Consider the following 19,382-nt stretch of genomic DNA (forward strand, 5'->3'; position numbering starts at 1 on the left):
GCATGCCGTACGGGCTGTAGCCCCCTACGGTATGTCGGACAGGTCTCAACTCGGGAAAGACTGTTACCCAATGAAGATTCGATCTTGCCCAGTTGATACCAAGTGGACTATACCTGTCGCCCCAGGGGGAGGGCCGCACTGCCGCCCACTTCGCGCGGGCCCGGCGGGCCTCCGCATTCCCCGGCGCACACCCAGCAATACTCCGCTTCACGCTTCAACTGACCCGCGGTGTCGGGCCCCTCGCCGGAGGCGAGATGTACGGGAAACCGTCACACCGCCTGAGTCCTGACGAAGGCGAGGACTTGAGCATGGGATCCACACCAGATGTCGGCCGTCGTGACCTGGTAAAGCGGTCTGCGGCGCTCGGACTGATCGCCGTGCCGTCCGTCAGCGTGCTGACTGCCTGCGCGAGCGGCGGCGACGACGATTCCAACAAGGTGGACAAGGGCAAGAAGACCGCGAAGAACCCGCTCGCCGTCAACGAGAGCGCCGGGCTCGACGTCGTCATCTTCGACGGCGGTTTCGGACAGCAGTACGCCAAGGACGCCGAGGCGGAATACTCCAAGACGTTCCCGAAGACCGCGGGCAAGGTCAAGCACTCCGCCACCCAGAAGATCCAGACGACCCTCCAGCCGCGTTTCAACGGCGGCACCCCGCCGGACCTCATCGACAACTCCGGCGCCGAGCAGATGGACTTCGGCACCCTGGTCGGCAAGAAGCAGCTGACGGACCTCACCCCGCTGCTGGACGCCCCCTCCGTCGACGACCCGAAGAAGAAGGTGCGCGACACCCTGCGCCCCGGCGTCGTGGAAATGGGCCAGTTCGACGGCAAGCCGGTCTGGGTCCTCTACTACGCCTACACCGTCTACGGCGTCTGGTACTCCAAGACCAATCTGGAAAAGCTCGGGGTGGAGTACCCGGAGACCTGGGACGACATGCTCGCGGTCTGCGCCAAGGCGAAGAAGAAGGGCATCGCGGGCTGGACCTACCCGGGCAAGTATCCGTATTACCTGCCCTTCAGCCTCTACCCCTTCATCGCCAAGATCGGCGGCGCCGACGTCCTGACCGCCATCGACAACCTGGAGCCGAACGCCTGGAAGCACCCGGCCGTCAAGGCCGCCTTCGAGGCGTACTACGAGCTCTACCGGAAGGGCTACATCCTCAAGGGCACCCCCGGCCTGACCCATATCGAGTCGCAGACCGCGTGGAACGAGGGCAAGGCGCTGTTCATCCCGAACGGCTCCTGGGTGGAGAACGAGGCGAAGAAGACCACGCCCAAGGACTTCCAGATGACCGTGGGCGCGCCGTCCAGCCTGGACAGCGGCGACAAGATGCCGTTCGGCACCCTCTGGGCCTCCGGCGGTGAACCCTTCATCGTCCCGAAGACGGCGAAGAACCCCGAGGGCGGCATGGAGCTGCTGCGCATCATGCTGGGCGAGAAGTCCACCAGGAACTTCGTCAAGCAGGTCTCCTCGCTCACCTCGCTCAATGGCGGCACCGACGGGCTCTCGCTGCCGCCGGGGCTGGCGTCCGCGCAGGCGGCCCTGGAGAAGGCCGGGAAGAACGTCGTCAACCCGCGGCTCCAGGACTGGTACGTGGCGCTCCAGAAGCAGGAGATCGGCGTCGGCGTGCTGGGCGAGATGATGGCGGGCCGGATGACCCCGGCCGAGGCGATCAAGAAGATCCAGAAGTTCGCCGACGCGACGGCCAAGGACGACGCCGTCAAGAAGTACAAGCACGTCTGATGACATTCGATGCGTCACCAGCGGTAGTGGCCGCGGGGGAAGACCGAGGTCGGTGAGATGCAGAAGGTCAGGACTCGGACCGGTCCGCAGAGTGTGGGGAAAGTACGGCCCGCGCGCGGACACGATCCCCGGTCGAGAGTGATCCGGTGGTTCCGGAAGTACGGCTTCGTCATCGGATTCCTGGCGCTGCCGGTCTCGTTGTACGCGGTCTTCGTGATCTCGCCGTTCATCCAGGCCATCGGGTATTCCTTCACCGACTGGACCGGCCTGAGCTCCGACTTCAAGATGGTCGGGTTCGACAACTACGACTGGCTGCTCCATGACGACCTCTTCTGGAAAGCGGTCGGACACAATGTCCTGCTGCTTCTGGTCGTACCGCTGGTGACGCTCGGCCTCGGGCTCTTCTTCGCCTTCATGCTCAATGTCGGCGGCCGGGGCCGGAAGAACGCGGCCGTGTCCGGCGTGCGCGGTTCGGGCCTCTACAAGGTCGTCTACTTCTTTCCGCAGGTGCTGTCGATCGCGATCGTCGCCCTGCTCTTCCAGTTCACCTACAACCCGCGCAACGGGGCGCTCAACGCGTTCCTGGGCGGTATCGGGCTGGAGTCCCTCCAGCAGCAGTGGCTGGCCGATCCCCAGCTGGCGCTGTGGTGTCTGATGGTCGTGATGGTCTGGTGCAACGTCGGCTTCTACGTCGTGCTGTTCTCCGCCGGGATGAGCTCCATCCCCCGGGACTTCTACGAGGCGGCGCTGCTGGACGGGGCGAACCGGATCACGACCTTCTTCCGGATCACCCTGCCGCTGCTGTGGGACACGGTCCAGACCGGCTGGATCTATATGGGCATCCTCGCCCTCGACGCCTTCGCCGTGGTCCAGATCATGACCGTGGGGCCGGGCGGACCCGCCGACTCCACCCAGGTGCTGGGCTATTACGTCTACACCAAGACCTTCCGCGACGGGCAGGCGGGCCGCGCCACCTCGATCGGGGTGGCGATGCTGATCGTCACCATGATCTTCGCGGTCGTCGTGTCCAAGCTGGGCCGGCGCGAACGGCTGGAGTACTGATGCCCGGGCCGTCCACCGCAGACCACGACCGCCGTCCGACCGCCGATCCGGGGGTATCGCAGTGACCTCACCCGCCCAGCCCTCGGAACTCCGCGGCGCCACCAAGGACGACGCGGCGCCCCGTGAGCCCGCCGGGGACCAGCTCCCGCCGCGCTACACCCCCGAGGGCCGCCTCGGCAGCCAGGGCAAGATCCTCAATGTCTTCTCCCACGGGATGCTGGTGCTCTGGGCGCTCCTGGTCACCATGCCGCTGCTGTGGGCGGTGATGAGCTCCCTGAAGACCGACAAGGAGATCTTCACCTCGCCCTGGGGGCTGCCCGCCAGCCTGCACTTCGACAACTGGACGCGCGCCTGGAGCAAGTCCAATATCGGCGACTTCTTCCTCAACACCGTGGTGGTGGTGGGGTGCTCGCTGGTCGGCACCATGCTGCTGGGCGCGATGGCGGCGTATGTACTGGCCCGTTTCGAGTTCCCGGGCAGGCGCGTCGTCTACTTCATGTTCGTGGGCGGGATGAGCTTCCCGATCATCCTGGCGCTGGTGCCGCTGTTCTTCGTGATGAAGAACCTGGCCCTGCTGAACACCTTCCACGGACTGATCCTGGTCTACATCGCCTATTCGCTGCCGTTCACCGTCTTCTTCCTCACCTCGTTCTTCAAGACCCTGCCGAGCTCGGTGGCGGAGGCGGCCCTGATCGACGGGGCCTCCCAGACCCGCACCTTCTTCCAGGTCATGCTGCCGATGGCGAAGCCGGGCCTGATCAGCGTGGGGATCTTCAACTTCCTGGGGCAGTGGAACCAGTACATGCTGCCGACGGTGCTGAACACCGACGAGGACAAGCGGGTGCTCACCCAGGGTCTGGTGCAGCTCGCCGCGAGTCAGCAGTACAAGGGCGACTGGTCGGCGCTGTTCGCCGGGCTGGTGCTGGCGATGCTGCCGGTGCTCGGTGTCTACGTCATCTTCCAGCGCCAGGTCCAGGCCGGTCTGACGGCGGGCGCGATCAAGTAGACGCGCCCTTTACGGACGCGGCTCCTTTCATGGGTTGACGGGGCGCCCCCGCCGTTCGGCGGAGGCGCCCCGTACCCTTGCGGCAAAGTGGTGCATCCGGCACGGAACGTCGCACATCAGTGTGCTGATCGCACGATGGCGCGACGCCGCGCGCACCGTCGTGACCGGGAGCCGTCCGGAACGTGTCAAGGACTTGACGTGGGACAACCGAGGCGGCTCATCTTAGAGTTCACATGTTGGAGACACCGTCGGGCCTCACTGCTGCGGCCCGGCCGGCGGAGCGGCCGTCGTGCCGCCCGTGAAGGCGGGAGTGGATGGGCGTGGAGACTCCGGGATCGCAGTCGTCGCTGCACCGGGCCAACCTCGAGCGGGTGGTGCGGGCGGTGCGCATGGCGGGCTCGCTCACCCAGGCGGAGATCGCCCGGAGCACGGGGCTGTCCGCCGCCACCGTCTCCAACATCGTCCGTGAGCTCAAGGACGGCGGGACCGTCGAGGTCACGCCCACCTCGGCGGGTGGCCGCCGGGCCCGCAGCGTCTCCCTGAGCGGGGACGCGGGCATCGTCGTCGGCGTGGACTTCGGCCATACCCATCTGCGCGTGGCCGTCGGCAACCTCGCCCATCAGGTGCTGGCCGAGGAGTCCGAGCCGCTGGATGTGGACGCGTCCTCCTCGCAGGGGCTGGACCGGGCCGAGCAGCTGGTCAGCAGGCTGATCGCGGCCACCGGACTGCGCCAGGACAAGGTCGTCGGCGTCGGCCTCGGGGTGCCCGCGCCCATCGATGTCGAGACCGGCACACTGGGCTCCACGGCGATCCTGCCGGGCTGGGCGGGCACCAATCCGCGCGATGACCTCGCCCAGCGGCTGGGGGTGCCGGTGCACGTCGACAACGACGCCAACCTGGGCGCTCTCGGCGAGCTGGTCTGGGGCTCCGGGCGCGGGGTCGCCGACCTCGCGTACATCAAGGTCGCCGACGGTGTCGGCGCCGGTCTGGTGATCAGCGGACAGATCTACCGCGGCCCGGGCGGTACGGCGGGCGAGATCGGGCACATCACCCTGGACGAGTCGGGTCCGGTCTGCCGCTGCGGCAATCGCGGCTGTCTGGAGACCTTCACCGCGGCCCGCTACGTACTGCCGCTGCTCTACTCGAGCCACGGTATGGATCTGACCGTTGAACGCATGGTGCAGCTGGCCCGCGAGGGCGACCCCGGCTGCCGCCGGGTGATCGCGGACGTCGGGCGCCATATCGGCAGCGGAGTGGCGAATCTGTGCAATCTGATCAACCCGAGCCGTATGGTCCTCGGCGGCCAGCTCGCCGAGGCCGGTGAGCTCGTGCTCGCCCCGATCCGCGAGTCCGTGGCCCGCTACGCCATCCCCAGCGCCGCACGGCAGCTCTCGGTGATGCCCGGGGCGCTCGGCGGCCGGGCCGAAGTACTGGGCGCGCTGGCGCTGGTGCTGAGCGAGATGGGCGATTCGACCCTGCTGGACGGGGCTGCTGGGGCTGCTGGGACTGCCGGACCTGGTGGGGCGCCCGGTCCGACCGGTGGGGTTCCGGCCGGAGCGCCTGCCCTGAGCTGACCCGCTTTGTCCGGTCACGCTGCGTCTATGGGGCCTCGTCCGACTGCGTTCACTCAGATAACGAATGGCACCGTTGCCATCTCGTTAAGGATTTACTTCTTGACGCCATGCGGGCGGCCGAGTTGACTTCCAGCCACCTCGGCCGCGCGGACGCGGCCTCGTCAGGGAGGTCACCCCCAATATGAACGCAACGATGCGTCGCGTCGCCATCGCCAGCGCTGTCGTGTCCATGGCGGTCTCGCTCGCCGCCTGCGGTTCGGCCAAGGAAGCCGGCGACGACAAGTCGGATCAGAAGAAGAAGACCGGTCCCCTCACCATCGGCCTGCTCCTGCCCGAGGACCAGACCGCGAGATACGAGAACTTCGACCGTCCTCTGATCACCAAGAAGATCAAGGCACTCTGCGCCGAGTGCAAGGTCCTCTACGTCAACGCCAAGTCCGACACCGCGCTCCAGCAGCAGCAGGTCGACTCGATGATCACCAAGAAGGTCGACGCGATCATCCTGGACGCGGTGGACTCCGAGGCCATAGCCAGCTCGGTCAAGAAGGCCGACGAGGCCGACATCCCGGTCGTCGCCTACGACCGGCTCGCCCAGGGCCCGGTCTCCGGGTACACCTCCTTCGACAACGAGAAGGTCGGCAAGGTCCAGGGCGAGGCGCTGCTCAAGGCGCTGGGCGACAAGGCCAAGGACGGCAAGGTCGTCATGCTCAACGGCTGGGAGGCCGACCCCAACGCCGCCCTGTTCAAGAAGGGCGCGCTCTCCGTCCTCAAGGGCAAGGTCGACATCGGCAAGCAGTACGACGTCGACCGCTGGCTCGCGGACAAGGCCAACGAGGCCATGAACGGCGCCATTTCCTCGCTGGGCAAGAACAACATCGCCGGCGTCTACTCGGCCAACGACACCATGGCCGGCGGCGCGATCACCGCGCTCAAGAGCGGCGGTGTGGACCCGCTGCCCCCGGTCACCGGACAGGACGCCGAACTCGCCGGTGTGCAGCGCATCCTGGACGGCACCCAGTACATGAGCGTCTACAAGCCGTACGAGCCGGAGGCCACCGCCGCCGCCGAGATGGCCATCGCGCTCGGCCGCGGTGACAAGCCCAACGAGTCCAACACGGTGGACAGCCCGACCACCAAGGGGATCCCGGCGACGCTGATCACCCCGGTCTCGCTGACCAAGGACAACATCAAGGACACCGTCATCAAGGACGGTCTCTACAAGGTCGACAAGATCTGCACGGCCAAGTACAAGGCCGCCTGCGACGAGGCCGGTCTCCTCAAGTAGTAGCGCCCGGTGGGCCGCCCGCGATCCCGCGGGCGGCCTCCGACGGCCCCCCTGACACCCCCCAGCCGAGGGGAGAGAGCGCTCTCCCCTCCGTCATGCAGCAGGGCTCATCCTGCCCGGAACGGAGATGGCCATCGTGCCGAACGAACCCGTGTTGGCGTTGCGCGGGATCTCCAAGCGATTCGGCGCTGTCCAAGCGCTGAGCGACATCCACCTGGAGGTCCATGCCGGTGAAGTTGTCGCCCTGGTGGGCGACAACGGCGCGGGCAAGTCCACCCTCGTCAAGTCCATCGCCGGCGTCGGCCCCGCCGACGAGGGCGTCCTCGCCTGGCAGGGCCGGGCGGTCCAGATCAACCGGCCGCATGACGCCCAGGAGCTGGGCATCGCGACCGTTTACCAGGACCTCGCCCTCTGCGACAACATCGACGTGGTCGGCAACCTCTTCCTCGGCCGGGAGATCCTGCGCGGCGGGGTGCTGGACGAGGTCGAGATGGAGCGCCGGGCCCGTGAGCTGCTCCAGACCCTGTCGATCCGGATCCCCAGTGTCCGGATCCCGATCGCCTCGCTCTCCGGCGGTCAGCGGCAGACCGTCGCCATCGCCCGCTCGATGCTGGGCGAGCCCAAGCTGGTGATCCTGGACGAGCCGACCGCCGCCCTGGGCGTCGAGCAGACCGCCCAGGTGCTGGACCTGGTCGAGCGGCTGCGCGAGCGCGGTCTGGCCGTGATCCTGATCAGCCACAACATGGCCGACGTCAAGGCGGTCGCGGACCGGGTGGCCGTGCTGCGCCTGGGCCGCAACAACGGCACCTTCGACGTCCGTTCCACCTCTCAGGAAGAGATCATTTCCGCCATCACCGGCGCCACGGACAACGCCGTGACCCGCCGCAAGGCGCGCAGCGGGGAGGTCGCGAAGTGAGCACCAACGTCCGCAAGAACAACGGCGGCAGTCACGCGAAGCGCGGTCCGGCCGACGCCAATCCGGTCGCCAAGGACGCGGTCACCGCCGTGGACCCGCGGCTGCTGGTGCGTCAGGAGGGCTTCCGGGGCTATCTGACCGAGTTCAGCCGCAAGATGCGCAGTGGTGATCTGGGCGCCGTCCCGGTCATCGTCGGCATCGCCATCATCTGGGCGGTCTTCCAGTGGCAGGACAGCGCCTTCCTCTCGCCCAAGAACCTCTCCGATCTGTCCATCCTGATCGGTGGCACCGGCATGATCTCGGTCGGGATCGTGTTCGTCCTGCTGCTGGGTGAGATCGATCTCTCCGTCGGCTCGATCAGCGGTCTGGCCGCGGCCACCCTCACGGTGCTCAATGTGAACCACGGGGTGCCCGAGGGGATAGCCGTGGTCGCCGCCCTGGGCGCCGGTGCCATCCTCGGCGCGCTCCATGGATTCTTCTTCGCCAAGATCGGCGTCCCGGCGTTCGTGGTCACCCTGGCCGGTCTGCTGGCCTGGAACGGACTGATGCTCCAGGTCCTGGGGACCACCGGAACCATCGGCATCGACGACGACAGCTTCATCCGCACCCTCACCGATCACTACTTCACCCAGCTGGTCGCCGCGTACGGGGCGGCGACGGTGGCGGTGGCGGGCTTCTTCCTCGCCCAGTTCGCGGACGCGAGGCGGCGCAAGACGGCCGGTGTCCCGTCCCGGCCGCTGAGCGAGATCCTGCTGCGCACCGTAGTGCTGGCCGCGATCGTCTTCACGGCGGCATGGCGGCTGAACGAGTACAAGGGTCTGCCGCTCGGCCTGGTGATCTTCGTGCTGGTCCTGGTGCTGCTGGACTTCGTGGTCCGCCGCACCGCCTACGGCCGCAAGGTGATGGCGCTCGGCGGCAGCGTCGAGGCGGCGCGCCGCGCGGGCATCAATGTCGTGGCGGTGCGGATGTCGGTCTTCGCCCTCTCCGGGTTCATGGCCGCCTTCGGCGGTCTCATGATCGCCTCCCGGGTCGGCTCCGCCAGCCAGCAGGCCGGTACCGGCAACCTGCTGATGGAGGCCATCGCGGCCGCGGTCATCGGTGGCACCAGCCTCTTCGGCGGCCGGGGCTCGGTGTGGTCGGCGATGCTGGGCATGCTGGTCATCGGCTCGATCTCGTCCGGGATGAACCTCCTGGGCGTGGCCAACTCGGTGCAGTACATGATCACCGGTGGAGTGCTGCTGGCCGCCGTCGTGATCGACTCGGTGTCGCGCAGAACACAACGCTCCGCCGGCCGCGGCTGATCCGCCGCACCGGAGGACCATGAGCCCGGTACCGCCCCGCGGGGCGGTACCGGGCTCGTCCGTTCGCGTGACCGACATCGCATGGGCCGGGGTCTTCGGCACTGGGCGGAACACTAGACTCGGGCGGACCGGCAAGGCTCGATGGAGACGCTCGAAGCAAGGAGGCACGGGTGCTGCTGACCCGCATCAGGGGACCGCGCGATCTGGACCGGCTCGCTCCGGAGGAGCTGAACCAGCTGGCCGCGGAGATCCGCACCTTCCTCGTCGACGCCGTCTCCAAGACCGGTGGCCACCTCGGCCCCAACCTCGGTGTGGTCGAGCTGACGATCGCCCTGCACCGGGTCTTCGAATCGCCCCGGGACAAGGTGCTGCTGGACACCGGCCACCAGTCCTACGTCCATAAGCTGCTCACCGGCCGCCAGGACTTCTCCCGGCTCAAGAACAAGGGCGGGCTGTCCGGTTACCCCTCGCGCGAGGAGTCCGAGCACGACGTCATCGAGAACAGCCACGCCTCGACCGTCCTCGGCTGGGCCGAGGGCCTGGCCAAGGCCAACGAGCTGCTCGGCAAGCAGGACCATGTGGTCGCCGTGATCGGCGACGGGGCGCTCACCGGCGGAATGGCCTGGGAGGCGCTCAACAACATCGCCGCCGCCAAGAACCGCCCGCTGGTCATCGTCGTCAACGACAACGAGCGCTCCTACGGCCCGACCATCGGCGGGCTGGCCAACCACCTCGCCACGCTGCGCACCACCGACGGCTATGAGCGCTTCCTCGCCCGCGGCAAGGACCTGCTGGAGCGCACCCCGGTGGTCGGCCGGCCGCTCTACGAGACCCTGCACGGCGCCAAGAAGGGGCTGAAGGACTTCATCACCCCGCAGGGCATGTTCGAGGACCTGGGCCTGAAGTACGTCGGCCCGATCGACGGCCATGACATCGAGGCGCTGGAGTCCGCGCTCCAGCGGGCCAAGCGGTTCGGCGGCCCGGTCATCGTGCACTGCCTCACCGAGAAGGGCCGCGGCTACCAGCCCGCCCTCCAGGACGAGGCGGACCGCTTCCACGCCGTCGGCAAGATCCACCCGGACACCGGGCTGCCGATCTCCGCCTCCGGCGCCGACTGGACCTCGGTCTTCGGTGAGGAGATGGTCAAGCTCGGCGAGGAGCGCGAGGACATCGTCGCGATCACCGCGGCGATGCTGCACCCGGTGGGCCTGACCGAGTTCGCCAAGCGGTTCCCGGACCGCGTGTACGACGTCGGCATCGCCGAGCAGCATGCGGCGGTCTCGGCGGCGGGGCTGGCGACCGGCGGGGTGCACCCGGTCTTCGCCGTCTACGCCACCTTCCTCAACCGCGCCTTCGACCAGGTGCTGATGGATGTGGCGCTGCACAAGTGCGGTGTCACCTTCGTCCTCGACCGGGCCGGGATCACCGGTACCGACGGGGCCTCGCACAACGGCATGTGGGACATGTCGATCCTCCAGGTGGTCCCCGGGCTGCGGATCGCCGCCCCACGCGACGCCGACCAGGTCCGCGCCCAGCTGCGCGAGGCTGTCCAGGTCGATGACGCGCCGACCGTGGTGCGCTACTCCAAGGGCGCGGTGGGCCCGGCGGTGGCCGCCGTGGGCCGGATCGGCGGGATGGACGTGCTGCGCGAGCCCGCGCGGGCCGACCGCGAGCGGCCCGATGTGCTGCTGGTCTCGGTCGGCGCGCTCGCCCCGATGTGTCTGGAGGTCGCCGACCTTCTCGACAAACAGGGCATTTCCACTACGGTCGTGGACCCGCGCTGGGTCAAGCCGGTCGACGAGGAGCTGCCCGCGCTCGGCGAGCGCCACCGCGTCGTCGTCACCGTCGAGGACAACAGCCGGGTCGGCGGTGTGGGTTCCGCCGTCGCCCAGGCGCTGCGCGACTCCGGCGTCGATATGCCGGTGCGCGACTTCGGCATCCCGCCGCGCTTCCTGGACCACGCCTCCCGCAAGGAGGTCATGGCCGAGATCGGGCTGACCGCACCGGATATCGCCCGCCAGGTCACCGGTCTGGTCTCGCGGATCGGCAACCGCGACGAGAGCGACTCCGCCGAGTCCGCCGGAGCGACCGGATCGGACCGGGACGCGACGGTGTCCCGGTCGGCCTCCGCCGCCGAGCCGGTGCGCGACTAGGCCCTGGCCGCCGGCGCCACCGCGGCCGCTCACCGTCCGCCACGCCTCATCGGGCCGGTCGGAGCCTCGTGCTCCGACCGGCCCAGCGCGTATCCCACGGGCCCGCCCCATCGGGTGAATCGGCGGGGGCCGGAGTGTGCCCCCGCCCCGCTCCACGCCGGTTGGCTGAACCATGGGCGCGCACGGGGCACGGGCTGGCGTGGAGGTGGCACCGGTGAGCGAGCAGAGACCCGACGGCGGCTCCGCGGGACGCGGTGCCAAAGTCAAGGCCCGGCCGGACTATCTGCGGACCAAGTCCGTCGAGCGGTCCATCCAGGACACCGAGGAGCCCGAGCACGCGCTGACCCGGTCCCTGTCCGCCCTGGACCTCACCGTCTTCGGTGTCGGCGTCATCATCGGGACCGGCATCTTCGTCCTGACCGGAGCCGTCGCCAAGGAGCAGGCGGGCCCGGCGACCGCCCTCGCCTTCGTCGTCGCGGGCATCGTCTGCGCCCTCGCGGCCCTGTGCTACGCCGAGTTCGCCTCCACCGTGCCGGTGGCCGGGTCCGCGTACACCTTCTCGTACGCCTCGCTCGGCGAGCTGCCCGCCTGGATCATCGGCTGGGACCTGGTGCTGGAGTTCGCGCTCGGCACCGCCGTGGTCGCGGTCGGCTGGTCCGGCTATGTGCGTTCGCTCCTGGACAACGCCGGATGGCACCTCCCGCTCGCCCTCTCCGGCCCCGAGGCGGCCCACGGCTTCGCCTTCGACCTGCTCGCCTTCCTGCTGGTGCTCGTGCTCACCGCGATCCTGGTCATCGGCATGAAGCTGTCCGCGCGGGTCACCTCCGCGGTGGTGGCGGTGAAGCTCACCGTGGTGCTGCTGGTCATCATCGCGGGCGCGTTCTTCATCAAGCCCGGGAACTACGACCCGTTCGTCCCCGAGGCCCAGGGCACGGTCGCGGGCTCCGGGCTCAGCGCGCCGCTGATCCAGCTGATGTTCGGCTACGAGCCGACCACCTACGGCGTGCAGGGCATCTTCGCCGCCGCCGCGGTGGTCTTCTTCGCCTTCATCGGCTTCGACATCGTGGCCACCGCCGCCGAGGAGACCCGCAATCCACAGCGCGACATGCCGCGCGGCATCCTCGGCTCGCTCCTCATCTGCACCGTGCTGTACGTCGCGGTGTCCATCGTGGTCACCGGGATGCAGAAGTACACCGAGCTGTCCGTCGACGCCCCGCTCGCCGACGCCTTCAAATCGACCGGCCATCCCTTCTACGCGGGTCTCATCAGCTTCGGCGCGGCCGTCGGCCTCACCACGGTGTGCATGATCCTGCTGCTCGGCCAGAGCCGGGTGTTCTTCGCGATGAGCCGTGACGGGCTGCTGCCGAGGGTCTTCTCCAAGGTGCATCCGCGGTTCGCCACGCCCTACCGGTCCACCATCCTGCTGGGCGTGGTCATCGCGATCGTCGCCGGGTTCACCAGCATCTCCGAACTGGCCGCGCTGGTGAACATCGGCACCCTCTTCGCCTTCGTGGTGGTCGCCCTCGGCGTGGTCATCCTGCGCCGCACCCGCCCCGATCTGCCCCGCGCCTTCCGCACCCCGTGGGTGCCGGTGCTGCCGCTGGTGTCGGTGGCCGCTTCCCTGTGGCTGATGCTCAATCTGCCCGCGGAGACCTGGGTGCGGTTCGGGGCGTGGATGGTCATCGGCTTCGTCGTGTACTTCCTCTACGGACGCCGCCACAGCCGGATGAACCTCCCGGCCCGCCGCTGACCCGTCAGCCGGCTCAGTCCGCTCAGCCCTCGGGGCGGACCGCCCGCGGGCCGACGACATCCGCGCCCAGCTCCCGCACCCGGGCGCGCAGGCCCCGGTCGGCGGTCGCCACCAGACACGGACGGCCCGGCTCCCGCTCCGCGACGATCTCCACGATCCGGTCGTCGCCACTGCCCGGCGCGGACTCCACCCGGACCCCGTCCACCGACTCCACCCCGCGGGCCGCGCCCTCGACCACCAGCACGAGGTCCAGCGGCGTACGGGTGGCCCACCCGGGGACACCCTCGCCCTCGGGAAGGCCGCCGAGCGTCAGGGCTGCCAGCCGGTCGCGCAGCCGCTCGGCCGCGCCACGGCGGTCGCGCCACCAGCCGTCGGGCACCGAACCGACCACGTTCGCCGCGTCCACGACCACCAGACCGGGGGCCGGGACGGGACCGGCGTCAGAACCGTTCATAGACCAGGCAAAATACTATGGACGGGGTGGGAACACGGCGTTCGGAGCCGGGGAAGGTTGGCGGCGGGCCATGGCGTTGCGGTTGCTCCGCGGCAAGGACGGCAGGCTCACGGCCTACGCACAGGTGGCGGGAGGTGTCGCCCGCTGGACCGAGGACCGTCCGGGAGGGCCGTCGTGGACGGGCCCCTGGCCGATAGCGGCCCCGGACATCGGCGCGGTGACGGTCGCTCAGGGTGCCGACGGCTATGCGCATCTGGTGGGGCTGCGGCGCAGACCCGGCCCGGAGGGCGAGCCACCACGGGTCGATGTGGTCCATGCCACCCAGTTCCAGACCGGCCGTCCGCTGACCGGGTGGCACACCCTCGGCACCCCGCACCCCAAGGACCGGGGCAAGGCGGCGCGCACCGGCGCCCCCGCCGTCGCCGTGGCCTCCTCGGGCGCGGTCCATGTCTTCGTCCGTAACGCCGGGCACGGGGTGAGCTGCCGCCGCCAGGACGCCAAGGGCGCCTGGGGCGGCTGGACCGATCTGAAGGGCAAGGACGTGCTCGACGGGCTGTCGGCCGCCGCGACCGCCGACGGACGGGTCGAACTCCTCGCTCCGGCCGGTGGGGGAGCCGCCCTGCGCTGGTACCAGCCGGAGCCCGGCGGCGCCCTGCGCCGCGGGGACGACATACCGGCGCGGGTCCAGGCGTGGTCCGCCTCCGCCGTGGAGAGCAGCCGGGACACGGTCACCCACTACTGGCGGGACGCGGACGGCGGCGGGCTGCATGCCTGGCGCCCGGACACCGAAGCCACCGCGCCCCTGGGCGGGGAGGCGGGCTCGGGGCCGGTCGCCGTACTCCGCGCGCCGGTGGACGGCCACGACTGCACCGTGCTGGTCCACCGCGACACCGGGAGCGGACGGCTGTCCGTCGCCGCCCATCCGACGGAGGACGAGGCGGCGGGTGTGTGGTGGACGCCGTCGGGCGAACAGGGCGCCCACGACCCGGCGCTGGCCCTCGACGGCCTCGGCCGGGTGGTGCTGGCCGCCGTCTCGCTGGACGGCGCGCTGCTGGTGGCCCGTCAGAAGACCGACGAAGGCGGACTGGCCCTCCGGGCCTGGACCCGCGTCGGAGGCCGCTGAGCGGCCGCTGGAGGCCCGGGAGCCACCCGGAAAACGCCGACGGGCGCCGGACGGATCGTCAGGGATCCGTCCGGCGCCCGTGGATCGGGGCCGGGACACCGGCCGCCGGGTCCTCGGTACTACGCCGGGACGCTGGCCACGCCCGGGGCCAGGAACCTCTTCCCGTTCACCCGCTCCGAGACGCCCTCGCGGTCCAGGTACGGGGTGATGCCGCCCAGGTGGAAGGGCCAGCCCGCACCGGTGATCAGGCACAGGTCGATGTCCTGCGCCTCGGCGACGACGCCCTCGTCGAGCATCAGGCCGATCTCCTTCGCGACGGCGTCCAGCACCCGGTCGCGCACCTGCTCCTCGGTCAGGACGGTGTCGCCCTGCACCATCAGCGCGAGCACCTCCGGGTCCAGCTCCGGCTTACCGGAGTCATGGACGTAGAAGCCGCGCTTACCCGCCTCGACCACGCGCTTGAGGTTCTCCGAGACCGTGAAGCGGTCCGGGAACGCGCCGTGCAGGGTCTCGGAGACATGGAGACCGATGGCCGGGCCGACCAGCTCCAGCAGCACCAGCGGGGACATCGGCAGCCCGAGCGGCTCGATGGCCCGCTCCGCCACGTCGACCGGGGTGCCCTCGTCGATGACGTTCTGGATCTCGCCCATGAAGCGGGTCAGGATCCGGTTGACGACGAACGCCGGGGCGTCCTTGGTCAGTACGGCGGTCTTCTTCAGCTTCTTCGCCACACCGAAGGCGGTGGCCAGCGCCGCGTCATCGGTCCGCTCACCGCGGACGATCTCCAGCAGCGGCAGCACGGCGACCGGGTTGAAGAAGTGGAAGCCCACGACCCGCTCGGGGTGCCTGAGCTGGGAGGCCATCTCGGAGACCGACAGCGAGGAGGTGTTGGTGGCGAGGATGGCGTGCTCCGGCACGACCGCCTCGACCTCGGCGAACACCTTCTGCTTGACGCCCATCTCCTCGAAGACGGCCTCGATGACGAAGTCGGCGTCACCGAACGCGGCGGCCTTGTCCAGGGAGCCGCTGACCAGGGCCTTGAGGCGGTTGGCCTTGTCCTGGTTGACCCGGCCCTTGAGCAGCAGCTTGTCGATCTCGCCGTGGACATAGCTCACGCCCTTGTCCACACGCTCCTGGTCGATGTCGGTCAGCACGACCGGCACCTCCAGACGGCGGGCGAACAACATCGCCAGCTGCGAGGCCATCAGACCGGCGCCCACCACGCCCACCTTGGTGACCGGGCGGGCCAGCGACTTGTCCGGCGCACCGGCCGGGCGCTTGCCACGCTTCTGCACCAGGTTGAAGGCGTAGATACCGCTGCGCAGTTCACCGCCCATGATCAGGTCGGCCAGCGCCTTGTCCTCGGCGTCGAAGCCGCGGGCCAGGTCGCCGTTGCGGGAGGCGTCGATGATGTCCAGCGCGCGGTACGCGGCCGGGGCCGCCCCGTGCACCTTGCTGTCGGCGATGGCGCGGCCGCGTACGACCGCCTCGTGCCAGGCGTCGCCGCGGTCCACCTCGGGCCGGGCGATCTCGATCTCGCCCCTGAGGACGGCCGCGGTCCAGATCAGCGACTGCTCCAGGAAGTCCGCGCCCTCGAAGATCGCGTCCGCGATCCCGAGCTCGTAGACCTGCTGCCCCTTGAGCTGCTTGTTCTGGTTGAGCGAGTTCTCGATGATCACCGAGACCGCGCGGTCGGCGCCGATCAGGTTCGGCAGCAGTGCGCAGCCGCCCCAGCCGGGGACGAGGCCGAGGAAGACCTCGGGCAGCGAGAACGCGGGCAGCGCGGCCGAGACCGTGCGGTAGGTGCAGTGCAGCCCGACCTCGACACCGCCGCCCATCGCCGCGCCGTTGTAGTACGCGAAGGTGGGCACGGCCAGCGAGGACAGCCGCTTGAAGACCGCGTGGCCGCCCTTGCCGATGGCGAGCGCGTCCTCGTGGCTCGCCAGCAGCTCCACGCCCTTGAGGTCGGCGCCGACGGCGAAGATGAACGGCTTGCCGGTGAGGCCCACGCCGACGATCGTGCCGTCGGCCGCCTCCTTCTCGACCTGGTCGAGCGCCGCGTCGAGGTGGGCGAGCGAGGCCGGGCCGAAGGTGGTCGGCTTGGTGTGGTCCAGGCCGTTGTCCAGGGTGATGAGCGCGAAGCGGCCCGCGTTCTGGGGGAGGTCGAGGTGGCGGACGTGCGCCTGGGTCACGACCTCGTCCGGGAACAGCTCGGCGGCTCCCTTGAGAAGCTCTGCGGTGGTGGTCACTTGTTCCCCTCGAAGTGCGGGTTCTCCCAGATCACCGTGGCGCCCATGCCGAAGCCGACGCACATGGTGGTGATGCCGTAGCGGACCTCGGGCTGCTCCTCGAACTGCCGGGACAGCTGGGTCATCAGCCGGACGCCGGAGGAGGCGAGCGGGTGGCCGTAGGCGATCGCGCCGCCGTACTGGTTGACGCGCGGGTCGTCGTCGGCGATGCCGTAGTGGTCCAGGAAGGACAGCACCTGGACCGCGAACGCCTCGTTGACCTCGAACAGACCGATGTCGTCGATGGTCAGCCCCGCCTTGGCGAGGGCCTTCTTGGTGGACGGGACCGGGCCGTAGCCCATCACCTCGGGCTCCACGCCCACGAAGGCGTAGGAGACCAGCCGCATCTTCACCGGGAGCCCCAGCTCACGGGCGAAGTCCTCGGAGGCCAGCAGCGAGGCGGTGGCGCCGTCGTTGAGACCGGCGGAGTTGCCCGCGGTGACCCGGCCGTGCGGACGGAACGGGGTCTTCAGCGAGGCCAGGTTCTCCAGTGTGGTGCCCGGGCGCATCGGCTCGTCGGCGGTGGCCAGACCCCAGCCGGTCTCGCCGCCCTCCGGGCTGGTGCGGCGCACCGAGATGGGCACCAGGTCCTGCTGGATCTTGCCGTTGGCGTACGCCTTGGCGGCCTTCTCCTGGCTGCGCACCGCGTACTCGTCGGCCCGCTGCTTGCTCAGGTGCGGCAGCCGGTCGTGGAGGTTCTCCGCGGTCATGCCCATGAACAGGGCCGACTCGTCGACGAGCTTCTCCGAGACGAAGCGGGGGTTGGGGTCGACGCCCTCGCCCATCGGGTGGCGGCCCATGTGCTCGACACCGCCCGCGACCACCGCGTCGTAGGCGCCGAAGGCGATGGAACCGGCGGTGGCGGTGACGGCGGTCATCGCACCGGCACACATCCGGTCGATGGAGTAGCCGGGGACGGACTGGGGCAGCCCCGCGAGGATGCCCGCGGTACGGCCGAGGGTCAGGCCCTGGTCGCCGATCTGCGTCGTCGCGGCGATGGCCACCTCGTCGATGCGCTCCGGCGGCAGATCCGGGTTGCGGCGCAGCAGCTCCCGGATGCACTTGACGACCAGGTCGTCGGCGCGGGTCTCGTGGTAGATGCCCTTCGGGCCCGCCTTGCCGAATGGGGTGCGGACGCCGTCGACGAAGACGACGTCCCTAGCGGTACGAGGCACGTTGGCTCTCCTCCAGGTGCGGGATGGCACTGCTGCGGGGGCACGCCGGTGAGGGCGCGCGTCCACACCCTCATGCTACTTATGAGTAACCACGGTGCCCAGTCCCCGCCGCCGGAGCGTCGAACGTCACAGACCCGAGCGGCCGCACCCCTCGCCGATCGCCGCGCCGCACCTCAGTCCGGGGTCGCCTCCAGGGCGCCGGTGAGCACCTCCGCCACCTGGTCGATCTGCCAGGCGCGGGCGCCGTGACCGGCCAGCACGGTGGCGACGGCCGCCGTGCTCGGCTCCTCCGGGGGCTCCCAGCACAGCCGCCGCACGGTGTCCGGGGCGATCAGGTTCTCCTGGGGCAGATTCAGCTGTTCGGCCAGCGCGGTCACCGCGGCGCGGGCCGCGGCCAGCCGCGCCGCCGCGATCGGGTCCTTGTCGGCCCAGGCCCTCGGCGGCGGGGGGCCGGCCACCTGCTGGCCCGGCTGCGGGAGCTCCGCCTCCGGCAGCTCCCGCGCCCGGTCCACCGCGGCCTGCCACTGCTCGAGCTGGCGGCGGCTCATCCGGTGGCCGAAACCGTTGAGCGCGGACAGCGCCCGTACGCTGGTCGGCACCGTGAGCGCGGCCTCGACGATCGCCGCGTCCCCCAGCACCTTGCCCGGGGAGACGTCGCGGCGCTGGGCGATCTGGTCCCGGGCCGTCCACAGCTCGCGCACCACGGCCATCTGCCGACGCCGCCGGACCTTGTGCATCCCCGACGTACGCCGCCAGGGGTCCTTGCGCGGCGGGGCGGGCGGGGCCGCGGCGATGGCGGCGAACTCCTGGTGCGCCCAGTCCAGCTTCCCCTGGCGGGTCAGCTCCTCCTCCAGCGCGTCGCGCAGGTCCACCAGCAGCTCCACATCGAGCGCGGCGTAGTGCAGCCAGGGCTCGGGCAGCGGGCGGGTGGACCAGTCGACGGCGGAATGGCCCTTCTCCAGGGCGTAGCCGAGGATGTTCTCGACCATGGCGCCGAGCCCCACCCGGGCGAACCCGGCCAGCCGGCCCGCGAGTTCGGTGTCGAAGAGCCGGGCCGGGACCATGCCTATGTCGCGCAGACACGGCAGGTCCTGGGTCGCGGCGTGCAGTACCCACTCGGCGCCGGCGATGGCGTCCCCCAGCCCCGAGAGGTCGGGGCAGCCGACGGGGTCGATCAGTGCGGTCCCCGCTCCGGCCCGGCGCAGCTGGACCAGGTAGGCCCGCTGTCCGTAGCGGTAGCCGGAGGCACGCTCGGCGTCGACGGCCACCGGGCCGTGGCCCGCGGCGAAGGCCGCCACGATCTCGGCGAGCGCGTCCGCGTCCGCGGTGACGGGCGGGATGCCCTCGCGCGGCTCCAGCAAGGGGACCGGCGCCGGGGGGAGGTCGTCCGGAGGAGCGCCCCCGGTGGTTCGCAGTGTCGTCTCTGCTGCGGTCTCTTGGGCGTCGGTCACCTGTCAAGGGTAGCTGTGCACGCCGGGTACGCAGGGCGCCCGTCGACGGAACGTTCCGTCGACGGGCGCGGAGAGTGGCGGGGCGGTGGCGGCCGGGCG

General features: G+C 70.0%; 14 protein-coding genes. 10 read left to right on the forward strand and 4 right to left on the reverse strand.

Annotation, left to right across the window (positions count from 1 at the left end; genetic code table 11):
• Nucleotides 1-308 precede the first annotated feature (308 nt).
• From ngcE to AB0C66_RS23755, 9 genes are all read left to right on the forward strand, one after another.
• On the forward strand, nucleotides 309-1,745 hold the full coding sequence (gene ngcE / locus AB0C66_RS23715; protein WP_362441982.1) for an N-acetylglucosamine/diacetylchitobiose ABC transporter substrate-binding protein: 1,437 nt from the start codon (nucleotides 309-311) through the stop codon (nucleotides 1,743-1,745).
• A gap of 138 nt (nucleotides 1,746-1,883) precedes the next feature.
• Nucleotides 1,884-2,807, forward strand: a complete 924-nt coding sequence (locus tag AB0C66_RS23720) for a sugar ABC transporter permease (RefSeq protein WP_362441984.1) — start codon at nucleotides 1,884-1,886, stop codon at nucleotides 2,805-2,807.
• A 61-nt stretch (nucleotides 2,808-2,868) separates the two neighbouring features.
• A complete protein-coding gene (locus AB0C66_RS23725; RefSeq protein ID WP_362441987.1) occupies nucleotides 2,869-3,813 on the forward strand; it encodes a carbohydrate ABC transporter permease in 945 nt (314 codons plus the stop codon).
• A 320-nt stretch (nucleotides 3,814-4,133) separates the two neighbouring features.
• Nucleotides 4,134-5,387 (forward strand): ROK family transcriptional regulator, encoded by a 1,254-nt coding sequence (locus AB0C66_RS23730; protein WP_362441990.1) that lies wholly within the window; start codon nucleotides 4,134-4,136, stop codon nucleotides 5,385-5,387.
• 181 nt (nucleotides 5,388-5,568) lie between these two features.
• Nucleotides 5,569-6,672, forward strand: coding sequence for a substrate-binding domain-containing protein (locus AB0C66_RS23735; protein WP_362441993.1), 1,104 nt, complete (start codon nucleotides 5,569-5,571; stop codon nucleotides 6,670-6,672).
• A gap of 127 nt (nucleotides 6,673-6,799) precedes the next feature.
• Nucleotides 6,800-7,588, forward strand: a complete 789-nt coding sequence (locus AB0C66_RS23740) for an ATP-binding cassette domain-containing protein (protein WP_362441996.1) — start codon at nucleotides 6,800-6,802, stop codon at nucleotides 7,586-7,588.
• Nucleotides 7,585-8,889, forward strand: a complete 1,305-nt coding sequence (locus tag AB0C66_RS23745) for a sugar ABC transporter permease (protein ID WP_362441999.1) — start codon at nucleotides 7,585-7,587, stop codon at nucleotides 8,887-8,889. Before AB0C66_RS23740 ends, AB0C66_RS23745 begins: the two co-directional genes overlap by 4 nt.
• Before the next feature lie 170 nt (nucleotides 8,890-9,059).
• On the forward strand, nucleotides 9,060-11,042 hold the full coding sequence (gene dxs, locus AB0C66_RS23750; RefSeq protein WP_362442002.1) for a 1-deoxy-D-xylulose-5-phosphate synthase: 1,983 nt from the start codon (nucleotides 9,060-9,062) through the stop codon (nucleotides 11,040-11,042).
• Between the two features lie 283 nt (nucleotides 11,043-11,325).
• Nucleotides 11,326-12,792, forward strand: coding sequence for an amino acid permease (locus AB0C66_RS23755; RefSeq protein WP_362442618.1), 1,467 nt, complete (start codon nucleotides 11,326-11,328; stop codon nucleotides 12,790-12,792).
• Between the two features lie 22 nt (nucleotides 12,793-12,814).
• Here AB0C66_RS23755 and AB0C66_RS23760 read toward each other — a convergent pair whose 3' ends face one another.
• Entirely contained in the window at nucleotides 12,815-13,246 is a 432-nt protein-coding gene (locus AB0C66_RS23760; protein ID WP_362442005.1) for an NTP pyrophosphohydrolase, read from the reverse strand.
• Between the two features lie 70 nt (nucleotides 13,247-13,316).
• Between AB0C66_RS23760 and AB0C66_RS23765 the strand changes: the two genes are divergently transcribed.
• Nucleotides 13,317-14,369: a hypothetical protein gene (locus AB0C66_RS23765; RefSeq protein ID WP_362442008.1), complete on the forward strand. Its 1,053-nt coding sequence runs from the start codon at nucleotides 13,317-13,319 to the stop codon at nucleotides 14,367-14,369.
• Between the two features lie 119 nt (nucleotides 14,370-14,488).
• Here AB0C66_RS23765 and AB0C66_RS23770 read toward each other — a convergent pair whose 3' ends face one another.
• The 3 genes from AB0C66_RS23770 to AB0C66_RS23780 form a co-directional block, all read right to left on the reverse strand.
• Complete coding sequence (locus AB0C66_RS23770; RefSeq protein ID WP_362442011.1) at nucleotides 14,489-16,618, reverse strand: 3-hydroxyacyl-CoA dehydrogenase NAD-binding domain-containing protein; 2,130 nt, start codon at nucleotides 16,616-16,618, stop codon at nucleotides 14,489-14,491.
• Entirely contained in the window at nucleotides 16,615-17,832 is a 1,218-nt protein-coding gene (locus AB0C66_RS23775; RefSeq protein ID WP_362442014.1) for an acetyl-CoA C-acyltransferase, read from the reverse strand. Before AB0C66_RS23775 ends, AB0C66_RS23770 begins: the two co-directional genes overlap by 4 nt.
• A gap of 173 nt (nucleotides 17,833-18,005) precedes the next feature.
• On the reverse strand, nucleotides 18,006-19,283 hold the full coding sequence (locus AB0C66_RS23780; RefSeq protein ID WP_362442016.1) for a ribonuclease D: 1,278 nt from the start codon (nucleotides 19,281-19,283) through the stop codon (nucleotides 18,006-18,008).
• Nucleotides 19,284-19,382 lie beyond the last annotated feature (99 nt).

This window comes from Streptomyces sp. NPDC048636 (assembly GCF_040650655.1).
GTDB lineage: Bacteria > Actinomycetota > Actinomycetes > Streptomycetales > Streptomycetaceae > Streptomyces.

What these genes read in the sequence shown, in the direction of transcription:
- ngcE (WP_362441982.1), top strand. Translation starts at nt 309, where the DNA reads ATGGGATCCACACCAGATGTCGGCCGTCGTGACCTGGTAAAGCGGTCT.
- AB0C66_RS23735 (WP_362441993.1), top strand. Translation starts at nt 5,569, where the DNA reads ATGAACGCAACGATGCGTCGCGTCGCCATCGCCAGCGCTGTCGTGTCC.
- AB0C66_RS23740 (WP_362441996.1), top strand. Translation starts at nt 6,800, where the DNA reads ATGGCCATCGTGCCGAACGAACCCGTGTTGGCGTTGCGCGGGATCTCC.
- AB0C66_RS23760 (WP_362442005.1), bottom strand. Translation starts at nt 13,246, where the DNA reads ATGAACGGTTCTGACGCCGGTCCCGTCCCGGCCCCCGGTCTGGTGGTC.
- AB0C66_RS23765 (WP_362442008.1), top strand. Translation starts at nt 13,317, where the DNA reads ATGGCGTTGCGGTTGCTCCGCGGCAAGGACGGCAGGCTCACGGCCTAC.